Here is a 13,099-nt window from a genome sequence, read left to right as displayed (position 1 = left end):
CATGTGCAGCAACTATGAAACCGTCAGCCGCGCAGACCGCTTGCTGTCGTTCTTCGGAGTCATCCGTGAAGACGATGAGCGGCCCGTGCTCACCTGGCCGACCGGCATGGCACCCTTTATCCGGCTGGCCGAGGACGGATCGGGAAACCGGCGCGTCGACGACGGCGCGTTCGGACTGCTGCCCGGCTTCGCCAAAGAGCTGGCATACGGGCGCAAGACCTACAACGCGAAGGCCGAGACCATCGCGAAGCTGCCCAGCTACCGGAGCGCATGGCGCCTCGGGCAACGCTGCGTGATTCCCGCCGAAGCCATCTTCGAGCCCTACTACGAGACCGCCGAAAGCAAGCCCGTGCGATATCGCATCCAGCAACCTGGCGAGGTGCCGCTCGGCCTCGCGGGGATCTGGGAAAAGTGGCCCAACCCGGAAACGGGCGAAGTGCTATTCAGCTTCGCGATGATCACGATCAACGCAGATGGACACCCCGTAATGTCGCGCTTTCACAGGCCCGACGACGAGAAGCGGATGGTGGTCATCCTCGACCCTGAGGACTACGACGACTGGCTGACCTGTCCGGTGCACCACGCACCGCAGTTCCTTCAGCAGTGGATGGGCCAGCTCGACACCTACCCCGCACCATTGGCGCCGCGGCCGAAGAAAGAAAGGCCTGCCGGCGAGCGGGAGCCCAAGCGCGCAGCCAAAGGTACGCCGACGCAGCCACCGCCGCAGCTCGACCTCTTCTAGATTGAGGCTGCTGGCTCCGAGGTCGGAGGCGCTGGCGGCAAGGGAGGCGGCTGGTATGAAGCGACACGCTGAGCGTGCTCTTGTCGTTCCTTGTCCAGTTCATTCTTGCGTGCTTGCAATCTCTCATGGAGCGCCGCGGCACCAGGGAGACTGGACGTGTGCCCCGTCTCCTTAAAAAGCCTGATGCCCAGCTGCACAGCATCGATCCCGAGACCAACGTAGTGCCACTGCCGATCTGAGAAATATTCAGGATGGTCCGGGGGGTCGTAGTAGGTGTGCCAGTCGCTCAGATCGACGCGGATGGCTTTGTGCTTCTCTTCGAACGTGAGAACGTCAACCATCAGGACTGCAGGAAGAGACTGCCAGTCGACGCCTTGAATCTCGTCCGGCTTGAAGGCATCGACGTGAACTGTGGGCTCACATATCCCTCCGACCCCCGCCGGGCGTCCTTCGTCATATCCGTCGTCATAGCTTGCGGTCAGGCAGATGGTGGCGAACTCTACGAGAGCTGGCGAGACCTGCACAGCAAGGTACTGAGACCGGCGCCGGTCATCGCGCGCTGACGCAGCAACTGCTCCGCGCGTCGTGAGACGCGAGGTAAGCCACGCCGACATCACCCCCGACACCCCACCGACAAACGCCGCCCAGACCTCTGCACTCATAGAACCTCCAAATGTGGGCGCCTTTATATCTCCAAGAACATAAAACCCGTAAGAATCCGTAATAAATTCACCATGTGAAAGCGATCGCCAACCCAGTCGTGCCGCGGGTTGGCGACTCGCCGACCGGGTCGTAAAAACCGCGACCCGAAGCGCGCGGGCTCGGTGGGGGCTAGACCGCGCGCCAGGGGGTGCAGGCGGCCCGCTGGCCATGGCCGGCCTCGGTCAAGGCGGGAGGGGTCCGCGAAGGGGCCTGGCAGGCCCGTAGACGCGCCGAGTGCGCGGCGGCAGGGCGCGGAGACACCGGGACGAAAAAAAGGGCGCTGCGTGCGCCCTTGGGGTTGGTTGATGGCGGCTTCAGGCCGCGGCGGCCACACCTGGCGGCTCGATGAACCGCACCAGTTCCTCGCCGGCCCAGTCGTTCAGCTCGCGGAAGCGCTGCATGAGCGGCCGGATCTCGTTCTCGATGAACACGGCCAGAGCCTGGGGCGCATTGCCGAAGCCGCCGGCATTGGTCGGCACCATGCCCAGCAGGCCCGGCGGCACGCGGTGTGCGGCCAGCACGTCATCCTTGCTCACGTTCTTGATCGCAGCGAAGTCGTCCTTGGCCGCCACCTCGCTCACGGGGATCAACTTCAGCCCGTCGGCCTTGCCGCCCGGCATGTGCAGGAACAGATTGCGGAAGTTGCCCGGCCCCTTCGAGTCCTTCAACGCCTTGCGCAGCGCGTTCGCGTCATCGTTGTCGACCTGCCCCTCGGTCAGATAGAGGATGAAGCCCGCGTGCGAGCCGTTCGCGTAGTACTTGCGCCGGAACATCGTGGCCGCCTCGTTCAGCCAGGCCGACTGCAGCGCGCTGATGTACTCGGGCAGGCCATAGATCTCTTGATTGACATCGTCCTCGCGCAGGTGGAAGACCGAGCCGGTTGGAAACTCGTGCTCTTGAAGCCAGCCGCGCACGAAGAAATAGTGGCCTGCCTCCTGGCCGCGCCGGGTGAACTTCGCGAGCGCGTGCCGCAGCTCCAACGGCCGCCCCGTGTAGGCGCGCGGCTGCTCGACGTATGCATTGCCGAAGACAAGAAAGTCCAGCGCCATGGCGCCGAACGTCGCGGCCGACAGCCGCGGATGCGGCATGAACAGCGACTTCAGCAGGTTGCGCTTCAGGTAGATCGCCGAGCCGTGGTGCGGCGACGCGCGGAATGCGCTCGCCAGCCCTTCCCACGGCAATGGCGGCTCGTACCAGCGGCCGTTGAACATGCTCTCGACATAGTCCAGCAGCTGGATGCGGCTCACCGGCTCAGGATCGCCGAAGCTGAACGCCTCGACGGTGCTTCCATCGCTCTGCGTCATCAGCGTGGCGGCCGTGACCGCCGGCGGGGTGCGGACCAATTCGCGGCCGTGGCCGTTCTTGCGTTTGCTCATCCAAAAATCTCCATGCGAGAGTTGCCGCCGACCACGTCGCCGGCCAGTGTTTCGTTGTCGAGCGCGTGCATCGTTGCCCACGCAAGATCTGCGTGGCCCGTCACTTCGGAGCGCCCCGAGTCGTATGTCACGTTCCGGCCGCTGGCCGTCAGCACGCGTTTGATGGCCATGAAGGCCGCAGCGATGTCGGTCCAGCCGGCGTCAAACTCCAGACGGCCCTTGTGGATCACCTGCTGTGCCTTGAGCACGAGGCGCTGTTTCACCTCGATGCTGTACTGGTAGCCCTTCACCTGGGGAAAGAACTTCTTGACGATCTGGTGCACGCCTTCGCCGAGGCCGGTCTTGTCGATGCCGATGTGCACGACGTTGTATTGCTGGGTGATGCGCCGGATCGCCTCGGCCTGGGCCTCGAAGTCGGAGCCCTTGAACTGCTCGCGGTGCAGGATGCGGAACTTGCCGCCAGGGGTGCGCGGCGGAGCGACCACCACGAGCGCGGCGGCGTCGCCCTTGTCCGAGGGGTCATAGCCCACCCAGACGGGGTTGTGGGCGTAGGGCCGAAGCCAAAGCGGCTTGACGTCACTCCACGTCTCCCAGCTGTCGACCATGCATGCCTGCATCTGCGCCAACGTGAACAGCGACAGGCTGTCGTCGATGAACTGGCACATGAAGAGGTTCGCGAACTCGTCGAGGCTGTATTCCTCGCGCAGCTCGGCGATGTCGAACAGGTCGAAGCCCATCGCCACCGCGTCTTCCACCGTGACGATGTCGCGCCACTTGCGATCCAACCCCAGGGCGCCGCCGCGCAGCGCCTTGTGGGTCGTGTCGATGCGAACGTGGTCTTTCTTCGCCCGACCCTTGTTCCTGTCGTCGCCGGTCCAGAAGCCATAGGCTTCGTGCGACATCGCCGATGGCGTGCTGAAGTAGGTCTTTCGCCAGTGCTTGTGCGAGGCCATCGCGCTGGCCAGCTTGTTGATGGTCCTGAAGCGCGGAACCCAAAAGAATTCATCGAAGTAGAAGTCGCCGTGGTACGACTGGGCCGTCATCGCGTTCGTGCCCAGGAACATCAGCTCTGCACCGTTCCACAGCTTGATGTTCTCGCCCTTGAGCTCGACGTCCACCTCTTTCGCGAAGTCGACGATGTAGCTGCGGAACTGGTGGGCCTGCGCCTTCGAGGCCGACAGGAAAAGCTTGTTGCGCCCCTCTTTCGCAGCTGACAGCAGCGCTTCGCGAGAGAAATAGAACGTCGCCCCGATCTGCCGCGCCTTAAGGATCGCGCGCAGGCGCTGGTATTGCTGATCGAACCACGTTTGATGAAAGGGAAAGTTCGACTCGCGCAGCTTCGTTTCGAGCAGCGCGATTTGGTCTTCGCTGAACTCGTTGCGCTTGGGCTTACGTTTCGGTGCAGCGTTGCGCGCGGCGATGTTCGGATTCAGATCGCCTTCGCGCCCGGTCTGCTGGTACTTCTCCACGCGCGCGGTGCGCTCCAGCTGCCGCCCCAACAGGTCGATTTCCTTGTAGTCGCCGCCGGTCTTCTCCGTCTTCAGGATGAGCTGGATCAGCCGCACTTCGAGCGCACCATTGACGCGGTCGAGCGGTTGCGCGTCATCCCACTTGTCCGCCTCCTTCCAGCCGTACACGGTCGACGCTGGCACGCCCAGGTGCTCGGCGATCTGCTTGACCTTCCAGCCGGTCCAAGCAAGGAAGCGCGCCGCGGTGCGGGGTTGCGCCTGCGGCGTCAACGTGGCAATCTGGCCCGTCTCAGTGCTCGCGACGCTGTCAGCAACGACAGCAGGCGACGCCACTTTGACAGCGCTCGCAACCCGCCCACGCTTGTGCGGCGCGGACTTCGCAGCAGCGGAGACAGACCGGCGAGCGCGGCCGGGCGCAGCGGATTTAAGGGGCATGACACCGAGGTTGCCCGCGCGCGCGAAGCATCGCCACCACGTCCAACAGTCCCCGCCACTGCCACACGCGCAGCGGCTTGAGCGCGCACGACACCCCGGACACCATTGGCTGGCACGTCGCAACACCAGTGCGGCAACCCATCAACCAGCAGCGAGTCAAGCCAATGTCCACCACCGCGAAAAAGCCGGTTTCCAAGTTCTTCCGCGTCGGCGTCGAAGGCGCCACCAGCGACGGCCGCACCATCGACCGGGCCTGGCTCGAACAGATGGCCGCCAGCTACAACCCGACCGTGTACGGCGCGCGCATCAACGTCGAGCACATGCGTGGCTACAGCCCGAACAGCGACTTCCGCGCCTACGGCGACGTTCTGGCCCTCAAGACCGAAGAGGTAGAAATCGGCGGCGCGAAGAAGCTTGCCCTCTTCGCTCAGATCTCGCCCACCGATGAGCTGGTCGCCATCAACAAGAAGCGCCAGAAGATCTATACGTCGATGGAAGTGCGACCCAAGTTCGCCGACACCGAAAAGGCCTATCTCGTCGGCCTCGCCGTCACCGACAACCCTGCCAGCCTGGGGACCGAAGTGCTCGAGTTTGCCGCGAAGAACCCGGACGCGAGTCCGTTCGCCGCGCGCAAGGAACAGCCCGACGATCTCTTCACGTCGGCCGAAGAAGTCACCCTCGAATTCGAGGACGCTGCAGAAGACGGCGCGCTGACCAAGCTGCGCACGGCCATCAGCGGCGCGCTGGCCAAGTTCGGCACCAAGGCAAACACCGACGACGCGCGCTTCGCCGCCGTCGTAGACGGCTTCCAGCAGATCGGAGAAGCCTTCGAACAGCACGCTGCCGACACCACCGCCAAGCTGAGCACTGCCGACAAGACCATCGGCGAGCTGAAGAAACAGCTCGATGACCTGCAGGCCAAGTACGCCGCACTCGACACCACCCCCGTGGGTACGAAACGCCCCCACGCCACCGGCGGCAGCGGCTCCGTTCAGACCGACTTCTAAGTCAATCCTCTCCAACAACTTCGATCAACTCCCAGCGAGCACTGACCATGAAAAACACTTCCCGAGTCAAGTTCAACGAATACCTGGCCCGCGTGGCAACGATCAACGCCGTCGGCGTGAGCGACACCTGCAAGACCTTCAGCGTCGATCCCTCGGTGCAGCAAACGCTGGAGACCAAGCAACAGGAATCGAGCGCGTTTCTCTCGAAGATCAACGTCGTCGGGGTCGATGAACAGATGGGCGAAAAGCTCGGGATCGGTGTGTCCGGTCCGGTGGCCAGCCGCACCAACACGAATGTCACCGACCGCCAGACGAAGGATCTGAGCACGATCGACTCCAAGGGCTACCTCTGTGTCCATACCGACTTCGACACGCACCTCAAGTACGCGAAGATCGACGCCTGGGCGAAGTTCAAGGACTTCCAGGTCCGAGTTGCAAATTCGATCCTGAAGCGTCAAGCGCTGGACCGCATCATGATCGGCTTCAACGGCGTCAGTGCTGCAGCGCAAACCGACCCTGTTGTGAATCCCATGCTGCAGGACGTGAACAAGGGTTGGCTGCAGCACCTGCGCGAAGACGCGCCGCAGAACGTGCTGAGTTCGGGCAAGACCGCCGGCAAGATCATCATTGGCGGTGCGGCAGCTACCCGCGACTTCGCCAATCTCGATGCTGCGGTGATGGATGCCATCACCCTGCTGGACCCCTGGCATCAACAGGACCCCGATCTCATCGTCATCCTCGGGCGCGAGCTGATGCATGACAAGTACTTCCCGCTGGTCGACATCGACCAGGCCCCATCGGAAATGCTCGCGGCCGACATCGTCATCAGCCAGAAGCGCGTGGGCGGCCTGCAGGCCGCAGCCGTACCGTATTTCCCGGCGAACGCGCTGATGATCACCACGTACGACAACCTGTCGCTCTACTGGCAGGAAGGCGGTCGCCGGCGCCACATCATCGACAACCCGAAGCGCAGCCAGATCGAGAACTACGAGTCGAGCAACGACGCGTATGTGGTCGAGGACAACGGTCGCGCGGCTCTGGTCGAGAAGATCGAGTTGGCCGCCTAAGCGCGCCAAAAGTCTGACGAAAGTCCGTCGCGCGGGCCTCACCCGGCCCGCGCACTCATCCCACCAGACAAGCACACCACCATGCGCCCACTCAGCCCCGCACAGCGCCACCGCGCGCGCATCCTGCAAGAACAGGCCCAGGCCGCCAGTCCCTACGGTGTCGAGCTGCAGGGCGACGCCTACGGGCTAATGCGTGTCAAGCTCTCGCAAGACAAGGGCCGCATCTCTCAGATCCAGTCGCACGAGCGCCGCGCCGAGCTGAAAGCCCGACTGCTGCCCGAGTACTTCGACTGGGTCGACACCTCGCTCAACACCGGCAACGGTGCGCAAGACCAGGTGCTCACCACGCTGATGGTGTGGGCCTTCGACGCCGGCGCCTACGCGCTGGGCCTGCAGATCGCGGCCTATGTCATTCAGCACCGCATGCCGATGGCCGACGACTACAAGCGCAGTCCGGCGGCCATCGTCATCGACGAGCTGTCCAATGCCTACCTCAAGGGCCAATGGTCGCCAGTGGTGGTGACGGCTGGAGAAGACGGTACGCGGCAGCTCGTGGCCGTGGTGCTGGACGCCAACGAGAACAGCGCGGCGCGAGCGCAAGCTGCAGCGCTGCTGATCGAGGCCGAAACGCTCACCGCGGATCAAGACGCACCTGACCAGGCGCGGGCCAAGCTGCACAAGGCCATTGCGTACGCCGCGCTGGGCAAGGTACAGACGGCCGACGAGCCCGACCTCGCGGCCATCGAGCCCGAGGCGCTGCGCCTCGCCCTGGCACGACTGCAGCGCGCTCTGGAACTCGACAGCAATTCCGGTGTGAAGAAAGACATCGAGCGCATCGAGCGTGCGCTCGCCAAGGCCGACAAGGCCGCGACCCTGGCCAGCGAAGCGAAGTCCGACGCACCGCCCGCCGGCGACACCCCACAAACCGCTACTGCCACGCCGAAAGCCACGCGCAAGACCACTGCCGCGGCGAAGAAGGCACCCGCCGCGCGCAAGCGTGCGGCCGGCAAGTAGCGCCACCGAGCACCCCACGTGCCGGGCGGCCCGTGGCGCAGCGTGAAAAGTTGACCCCTCACCACAACGCGCCACGGCCACCGCCCACCTATCAACACCCGCCGAGCCACCATGTCCCTCATCGCCGCAGCCCCGCCACTCGTGCGCACCACGCCGCCCAGCGACCCGGCGCCGCTCGGCATCGTCACGGCCGGCAGCTGGTGGCCCGAGATCGACCTGGCCAAGTTGCGCGACGCGATGCGACTCGATGGGACCATCACGCCCCAGCGACTGCTGCCCGCCGTGCAGGAGGCCATGGCCACCACCATCGGCCTGCTCAGCATCTGGGCCTCCGAGCGCGAGGCCGAAGGCCATGCATCGCTGGCCGTCGTGCCCGCGCTGCAGATCGACAGCGAGTCGATCAACGTGCAACGCTTCCGGCGCGCGGTCTACAGCCACGCCAAAGCCAACCTATTGGAGCGCTACAGCGACTACGACACCACGGGCCGCGCCCGCAAGGACGATCAGGAAGAAACCCGCGAAGGCCAGGCCGAGCAGCACCGGCGCGATGCCACATGGTCCGTGCGCGACATCCTCGGCACCACCCGCCTCACCGTGGAGCTGATCTAGCCATGCCGCGCACCGTCATCGCTCAGCAACACGACACCGTCGACCTGCTTTGCCTGCGCCACCTCGGCGCCACGGCCGGCGTCACGGAAGCCGCGTATCGGCTGAACCCAGGACTCGCCGATATCGGCCCAATCCTTCCGCTCGGCCGCGCAGTCATCCTGCCCGACCTTCCAGCCAACACCGCGCGCGTCGAGACCGTGCAGCTCTGGGATTGATTCAGCCATGCCAGAAGCAACCACCACTCTCGCCATCGCCGAAGCCGCTGGCGCCAGATACGGCATCGTCGGCTACGTCGTTGTCCTGGTCATCATCGGCCTGGGCACCGCCATCTACTGGATGCTCGCGCGCAACCAACAGCGAATGTCGGGCGCCGACGCGGATGGCCAGATTCAGGCCCTCGCTGTCTACAAGGAAATGCTGAAGGCTGAGCGCGAGACGCGCGAGGAAATGCTCAAGGCCGAGCGCGAGGCGCGTGTCGCGGCCGAAACGCGCGCCGATCAATTCGCGCGCGAACTCCGCGACGCCCTGCAACAGGTGGGCGAACTCAGCGGGCGGATGCAAGCCATGACGGCCGAACTCGCGCGAGTGCGGCAGGAACTGGAACTGATGAGAGGGCAGATCGATGGCAACAATCACGGATAGCCAGCTCGCGAGCCTTGAGAAAGAGGCCCGCCGCGCGCGCTGGATCGAGCGACACAAGAACGTCTTGATGCTCGTCGTTATCGCGTGCTTCGCGCTCGCCGGCGGGCTGGCGGGACTGGGCGTCGGCCATTGGTTCGGCGTCCAGCAAGAACGCGCCGAACGCGTGAGCGAGATCCAGAACCTGCAGGTATTGCTTGGCAAGGCCATCGACCGCCTCGGGCCTATCGCGAGCCAAGTGCAGGAGGCTGTCGCGACCGCCCAGCAGGCCGCCGATACCGCGAGCGAGGCCGCAGACAAGGTCGACGAAGCCGCACTGCGAGCAGGCAAGGCGGCCGACAAGACCAGCGCAGCCGCCGCGAAGGTCGGCGCCGCCGTCACCAGCGTGCAGCAGGCGACGCGTCCGCAAGCGGCACCGTCCGCCCTCGTGACGCGACAGGTGCAGGAAACCAATCGCAGATTGCAGGAGAGCCGGAAATGAAACCCCTTGCCATGGTCTGCATCCTGGCCGCTCTGGTTGCTGGCTGCACAACGCAGGTCGCGGTCAACCCGCCACGCTGCCCCCTGTTGCCAGAGCCGCCGGTGCGGCCGACGGCGCAGCAGCTCGACGCCTACACCGCAAAGCTCGCGCGCCTCTACGGCCAGTGCGCCGGTGGAACCCAGTGACTTCGCCCCGTCCTCACCAGATTCGAACCCCATGACCATCACCCTCGCCCAGCTCATCGCAACCGGCATCACGCCCGCCGTGGCGCGTGCCTTCCTGCCGCACCTGGCCGCCGCCTTCGAGCGGTTCGACATCGGCACCCCGCGCCGCATGGCTGCATTCATCGGCCAGTGCGGGCACGAGTCCAGCGCCTTCACGCGACTCGAAGAGAACCTGTACTACACCGACCCGGTCCGCATCGCCAAGATGTTCAAAGCCTTGCGCCCGGTCGAGAAAGCCCGCGCCTTCGTCCGACAGCCCAAGGCCATGGCCAACGTCGCCTACGCCGACCGCAATGGAAACGGCGGCGTCGAGTCGGGCGACGGCTGGACCTACCGCGGCCGGGGGCTCATTCAGATTACTGGACGCGGCAACTATCGGCGCGCCGCCGCCGGCACCGGCCTGCCTTGCGAAGCCAAGCCCGACATCGTCGCCGAGCACCAGGGCGCCACGCTCACGGGCGCTTGGTACTGGGCGGCCAACGGCCTCAACGCCCACGCTGACGCATGGAACCTCGAAGCCGTCACCCGCGGAATCAATCCCGAAATGGTGGGTCATGCAGACCGCGTCGACCGCTGCAATCGCGCGCTCGCCGCGTTGCTCTCCATGCCGGCGACCGCATGAACAAGATCACGCTGGCCGCCGTGGCCGTCCTCATCGCTGCCGCCTCGGGCGCCATCGGCTACGGCACCGGGCGAAATGACGGCGCCGCCAGCGTGCAGCAGCAATGGGACGGCGACAAGACCACGCAGGCGCAGGCCGAAGCAGACCAGGCCACCACCACCCGCACCAAGGAATCCGCCCATGCCGACCAGATCACCGAAGCCGTCGACACCTATCAGGCTGCACGCGCCCCTGCCGCTGCTGATGCTGCTGAGCGCATTGCTCGTGCTGAGCGCCTGCAGCGCACCGCCGAGGGCCGCGCAGCTCAGTACCTTGCTATGTCCCAGGCCGGCAACACCGAGCGCAGCCGTCTCGCAAGCCATGCGGCCCGACTCGACGCCAGTCTTGCAGACGGCCGACGCGTGGCTGAACAGCTCCGGGCAACTGTTGTCGAGCGAGACCAGCAGCTCCGCTTACTCGCCGACGTCGTCCGGGCAGATCGCGCCCTTGCGGGATACCCGAGTGGCCCAACCGATGAACCCGAGCCCTGAGCCATGAAGAAGCCGCAGCTGCTGCGCGATCACATCACCCTCGCCTGCCCGGACCTGGCCACCAACCCGGACAAGCTGACCGTCTTCATTGAGCGCGGCAACGTCGTGCACACCGGCACGCCGGCCCTGTCGTTCGAATACCGCTACACGGTCAACATCGTCGTCACCGACTGGCCCGACAGCACCGACGTGTTGATCGTTCCCATCGTTGCCTGGCTCAAGCGCCATCAGCCGGACCTCTTCGACAACCCGGATCGCCGGGAAAAGGGCTTTCGCTTCGAGTCTGAAATCATCGACCACGACACCGCCGACATCAGCATCGAGATCGACCTTACAGAGGCTGTGGCCGTGCAGGGCTCGACCGTGGACGGCATCAACCGGCTCACCACACGCCACATCGGCGAGCCGCTGCTCGCGGATGCAAGCCAGGTCGAAACGGCGCTCGATCTCGCCGCTGAGTGGCGCATTCAGCCACTGATCGAGGGCTGACCGTGTCTGAAGAACTGTCCCGCCTTGCCGACTGGGTCGCCCCGCTTCTCGCTGGGCTGTCTGTGCCGCGCCGGCGCGCAGCCATGGTGCAGGTCGCGACGTACATGCGCCGCAGCAACGCGCAACGCATCGCCGAACAGCGCAACCCTGACGGGTCGGGCTACGAACCGCGCAAGCCACGCCTGCGCGCCAAGAAGGGCAGCATCCGGCGAACCATGTTCGAAAAGCTGCGCCAAGCCAAGCACCTGAAGAAGTCGGCCACCCCGGGGACCGCCGTTCTCACAATCGGCGGGCGCAGTGCACGCATCGCGCTGGTCCACCAGCGGGGCCTGCGCGACAAAGTCGACTGGCGCCGCCCGCGCAGCCCGGTCGTGAAGTACCCCCAGCGCGAACTGCTCGGCTTCACCGGCGCCGACGTCGACGCCATCACCGACATCCTGCTGCAGCACATCACCGCCGGCGGCTGAAGCTCGCCGGCATCGCGCTTTCGTCAACGCGCGACCGTCCCCGCCACCTGCACACATAGCGCAGCTCGCACACGCGCGAGAGGCCCGGCACAGTGAACGCATGCCCGGACCTATCGACACGAATCAACTGCTCGCCGACCTGCAGCGCCAGATCGCGAACATCATTCGCGTGGGGGCCATCGCCGAAGTCGATCACGGCGCGACACCGCCGCTGGTGCGCGTGCAGCTCACCGACAGCGTCCGAACCGACTGGCGGCCCTACATCGAGCTGCGGGCGGGCAACACGGGGACGTGGAACCCACCCACCGTTGGCGAATGCGTGCTGCTCTTCTCGCCTGGCGGCCTGACGGAAGGCGGCATCGCCCTGGCGGGCCTGCCCACAGCGAACCGCCCGGCGCCAAGCTCCGACCCCAACAAGACCGTCACGAAGTACCCCGACGGCGCTGTCGTCGAGTACGACCACGATGCCCATGCGCTCAAAGTCACGCTGCCCGGCGACGGAACGGCAGACATCACCGTCCCCGACTCCATCACCGTTCACTGCAAGACCGCGGACGTCACCGCGAGCGAAAGCGCGACCGTCCACTCGCAGCAAATCACCCTCGAAGCGCGACAGATCACGCTCGACGCGCCGCAGACCCTGGCCACAGGCAATGTGACCGTGATGGGACTTTTTTCCTTCATGGGCGGCATGGCGGGTACGGCCGGCAGCAGCGTTCCGGGGGCTTCCGCAGAGGCCCGGCTGGACCTGCCGATCAATTCCACGCGCGAGATCACGACCACCAGCACCATGCACGCAGATGGCGACATCACCGCCGGCGCCATCAGCGTCAAGACCCACGTGCACGGCGAGGTGGTGCGAGGCGGCGACCAGTCGGGCGGCCCCCAATGACCGGTGTATCCAACATCGTCGGTCGGCAGATCGCGCGAAGCGCCCACATCACCCAGTCGGTGGCCGACATCATCACCACGCCCATCGGCGAACGGGTCATGCGCCGCAACTACGGCAGCTACGTCCCGCAGCTGATCGACCACCCCGCGACCGAGGCCAACCGCTTGCGCCTCATCGCCGCCACGGCGCAGGCAATCATGAAATGGGAGCCGCGCACCCGCGTGCAGCGCGTCAACGTCAACGTCGACGCGCAGGGCCGCTGCGGTCTGCACATCGTGCGTCGAGATCTCGGCGGCAGTGACAGCGTCACGTCGACCATCAACCTGTAAGCCGG

Annotated in this window: 18 protein-coding genes; 15 read left to right on the top strand and 3 right to left on the bottom strand. The window is 65.4% G+C overall.

Annotation, left to right across the window (positions count from 1 at the left end):
- Position 1: 1 nt before the first annotated feature.
- Complete coding sequence (locus tag AC07YS_RS12150) at positions 2–742, top strand: SOS response-associated peptidase (protein ID WP_495267941.1); 741 nt, start codon at positions 2–4, stop codon at positions 740–742.
- Here the strand turns inward: AC07YS_RS12150 and AC07YS_RS12145 are convergent.
- The 3 genes from AC07YS_RS12145 to AC07YS_RS12135 form a co-directional block, all read right to left on the bottom strand.
- Entirely contained in the window at positions 739–1,404 is a 666-nt protein-coding gene (locus tag AC07YS_RS12145) for a hypothetical protein (protein WP_495267942.1), read from the bottom strand. The genes AC07YS_RS12150 and AC07YS_RS12145 overlap by 4 nt on opposite strands.
- A gap of 354 nt (positions 1,405–1,758) precedes the next feature.
- Positions 1,759–2,820, bottom strand: a complete 1,062-nt coding sequence (locus AC07YS_RS12140; RefSeq protein ID WP_495267943.1) for a phage portal protein — start codon at positions 2,818–2,820, stop codon at positions 1,759–1,761.
- Positions 2,817–4,850 (bottom strand): terminase large subunit domain-containing protein, encoded by a 2,034-nt coding sequence (locus tag AC07YS_RS12135; protein WP_495273889.1) that lies wholly within the window; start codon positions 4,848–4,850, stop codon positions 2,817–2,819. The genes AC07YS_RS12140 and AC07YS_RS12135 overlap by 4 nt, the downstream gene beginning before the upstream one ends.
- Here AC07YS_RS12135 and AC07YS_RS12130 point away from each other — a divergent pair.
- From AC07YS_RS12130 to AC07YS_RS12065, 14 genes are all read left to right on the top strand, one after another.
- Positions 4,802–5,731 carry a GPO family capsid scaffolding protein gene (locus AC07YS_RS12130; RefSeq protein WP_495267945.1) on the top strand — a complete coding sequence of 310 codons (930 nt, stop codon included), beginning with the start codon at positions 4,802–4,804 and terminating at the stop codon, positions 5,729–5,731. The two genes, AC07YS_RS12135 and AC07YS_RS12130, sit on opposite strands and share 49 nt — an antisense overlap.
- Before the next feature lie 47 nt (positions 5,732–5,778).
- Positions 5,779–6,798 carry a phage major capsid protein, P2 family gene (locus tag AC07YS_RS12125; protein WP_495267946.1) on the top strand — a complete coding sequence of 340 codons (1,020 nt, stop codon included), beginning with the start codon at positions 5,779–5,781 and terminating at the stop codon, positions 6,796–6,798.
- An 81-nt stretch (positions 6,799–6,879) separates the two neighbouring features.
- Positions 6,880–7,812, top strand: a complete 933-nt coding sequence (gene gpM, locus AC07YS_RS12120) for a phage terminase small subunit (protein WP_495267947.1) — start codon at positions 6,880–6,882, stop codon at positions 7,810–7,812.
- A gap of 111 nt (positions 7,813–7,923) precedes the next feature.
- Complete coding sequence (locus tag AC07YS_RS12115) at positions 7,924–8,421, top strand: head completion/stabilization protein (RefSeq protein WP_495267948.1); 498 nt, start codon at positions 7,924–7,926, stop codon at positions 8,419–8,421.
- 2 nt (positions 8,422–8,423) lie between these two features.
- Positions 8,424–8,636, top strand: coding sequence for a tail protein X (locus AC07YS_RS12110; RefSeq protein ID WP_447779348.1), 213 nt, complete (start codon positions 8,424–8,426; stop codon positions 8,634–8,636).
- Between the two features lie 7 nt (positions 8,637–8,643).
- The gene (locus tag AC07YS_RS12105) at positions 8,644–9,063 is read left to right on the top strand and encodes a hypothetical protein (protein WP_495267949.1); all 420 of its coding nucleotides are present in this window, start codon (positions 8,644–8,646) and stop codon (positions 9,061–9,063) included.
- Positions 9,044–9,541, top strand: a complete 498-nt coding sequence (locus tag AC07YS_RS12100; protein ID WP_495267950.1) for a hypothetical protein — start codon at positions 9,044–9,046, stop codon at positions 9,539–9,541. The genes AC07YS_RS12105 and AC07YS_RS12100 overlap by 20 nt, the downstream gene beginning before the upstream one ends.
- The gene (locus AC07YS_RS12095) at positions 9,538–9,726 is read left to right on the top strand and encodes a hypothetical protein (RefSeq protein ID WP_495267951.1); all 189 of its coding nucleotides are present in this window, start codon (positions 9,538–9,540) and stop codon (positions 9,724–9,726) included. The genes AC07YS_RS12100 and AC07YS_RS12095 overlap by 4 nt, the downstream gene beginning before the upstream one ends.
- Positions 9,727–9,757: 31 nt before the next feature.
- Positions 9,758–10,387 carry a glycoside hydrolase family 19 protein gene (locus AC07YS_RS12090; RefSeq protein WP_495267952.1) on the top strand — a complete coding sequence of 210 codons (630 nt, stop codon included), beginning with the start codon at positions 9,758–9,760 and terminating at the stop codon, positions 10,385–10,387.
- Entirely contained in the window at positions 10,384–10,917 is a 534-nt protein-coding gene (locus AC07YS_RS12085) for a hypothetical protein (RefSeq protein ID WP_495267953.1), read from the top strand. Before AC07YS_RS12090 ends, AC07YS_RS12085 begins: the two co-directional genes overlap by 4 nt.
- Positions 10,918–10,920: 3 nt before the next feature.
- Positions 10,921–11,406 (top strand): phage tail protein, encoded by a 486-nt coding sequence (locus AC07YS_RS12080; RefSeq protein ID WP_495267954.1) that lies wholly within the window; start codon positions 10,921–10,923, stop codon positions 11,404–11,406.
- A gap of 2 nt (positions 11,407–11,408) precedes the next feature.
- The gene (locus AC07YS_RS12075) at positions 11,409–11,873 is read left to right on the top strand and encodes a phage virion morphogenesis protein (RefSeq protein ID WP_492737298.1); all 465 of its coding nucleotides are present in this window, start codon (positions 11,409–11,411) and stop codon (positions 11,871–11,873) included.
- A gap of 100 nt (positions 11,874–11,973) precedes the next feature.
- Entirely contained in the window at positions 11,974–12,765 is a 792-nt protein-coding gene (locus AC07YS_RS12070; protein WP_495267955.1) for a phage baseplate assembly protein V, read from the top strand.
- The gene (locus tag AC07YS_RS12065) at positions 12,762–13,094 is read left to right on the top strand and encodes a GPW/gp25 family protein (protein WP_495267956.1); all 333 of its coding nucleotides are present in this window, start codon (positions 12,762–12,764) and stop codon (positions 13,092–13,094) included. The genes AC07YS_RS12070 and AC07YS_RS12065 overlap by 4 nt, the downstream gene beginning before the upstream one ends.
- The last annotated feature ends 5 nt before the right edge of the window (positions 13,095–13,099 follow it).

Source organism: Variovorax sp. GW458-11-26-14-LB1 (genome assembly GCF_059423965.1).
This window is presented reverse-complemented; position numbering and strand designations above follow the sequence as displayed.

What these genes read in the sequence shown, in the direction of transcription:
- AC07YS_RS12115 (WP_495267948.1), top strand. Translation starts at nt 7,924, where the DNA reads ATGTCCCTCATCGCCGCAGCCCCGCCACTCGTGCGCACCACGCCGCCC.
- AC07YS_RS12070 (WP_495267955.1), top strand. Translation starts at nt 11,974, where the DNA reads ATGCCCGGACCTATCGACACGAATCAACTGCTCGCCGACCTGCAGCGC.
- gpM (WP_495267947.1), top strand. Translation starts at nt 6,880, where the DNA reads ATGCGCCCACTCAGCCCCGCACAGCGCCACCGCGCGCGCATCCTGCAA.
- AC07YS_RS12150 (WP_495267941.1), top strand. Translation starts at nt 2, where the DNA reads ATGTGCAGCAACTATGAAACCGTCAGCCGCGCAGACCGCTTGCTGTCG.
- AC07YS_RS12105 (WP_495267949.1), top strand. Translation starts at nt 8,644, where the DNA reads ATGCCAGAAGCAACCACCACTCTCGCCATCGCCGAAGCCGCTGGCGCC.
- AC07YS_RS12125 (WP_495267946.1), top strand. Translation starts at nt 5,779, where the DNA reads ATGAAAAACACTTCCCGAGTCAAGTTCAACGAATACCTGGCCCGCGTG.
- AC07YS_RS12065 (WP_495267956.1), top strand. Translation starts at nt 12,762, where the DNA reads ATGACCGGTGTATCCAACATCGTCGGTCGGCAGATCGCGCGAAGCGCC.
- AC07YS_RS12110 (WP_447779348.1), top strand. Translation starts at nt 8,424, where the DNA reads ATGCCGCGCACCGTCATCGCTCAGCAACACGACACCGTCGACCTGCTT.
- AC07YS_RS12140 (WP_495267943.1), bottom strand. Translation starts at nt 2,820, where the DNA reads ATGAGCAAACGCAAGAACGGCCACGGCCGCGAATTGGTCCGCACCCCG.
- AC07YS_RS12095 (WP_495267951.1), top strand. Translation starts at nt 9,538, where the DNA reads ATGAAACCCCTTGCCATGGTCTGCATCCTGGCCGCTCTGGTTGCTGGC.
- AC07YS_RS12090 (WP_495267952.1), top strand. Translation starts at nt 9,758, where the DNA reads ATGACCATCACCCTCGCCCAGCTCATCGCAACCGGCATCACGCCCGCC.
- AC07YS_RS12080 (WP_495267954.1), top strand. Translation starts at nt 10,921, where the DNA reads ATGAAGAAGCCGCAGCTGCTGCGCGATCACATCACCCTCGCCTGCCCG.
- AC07YS_RS12085 (WP_495267953.1), top strand. Translation starts at nt 10,384, where the DNA reads ATGAACAAGATCACGCTGGCCGCCGTGGCCGTCCTCATCGCTGCCGCC.
- AC07YS_RS12100 (WP_495267950.1), top strand. Translation starts at nt 9,044, where the DNA reads ATGGCAACAATCACGGATAGCCAGCTCGCGAGCCTTGAGAAAGAGGCC.
- AC07YS_RS12145 (WP_495267942.1), bottom strand. Translation starts at nt 1,404, where the DNA reads ATGAGTGCAGAGGTCTGGGCGGCGTTTGTCGGTGGGGTGTCGGGGGTG.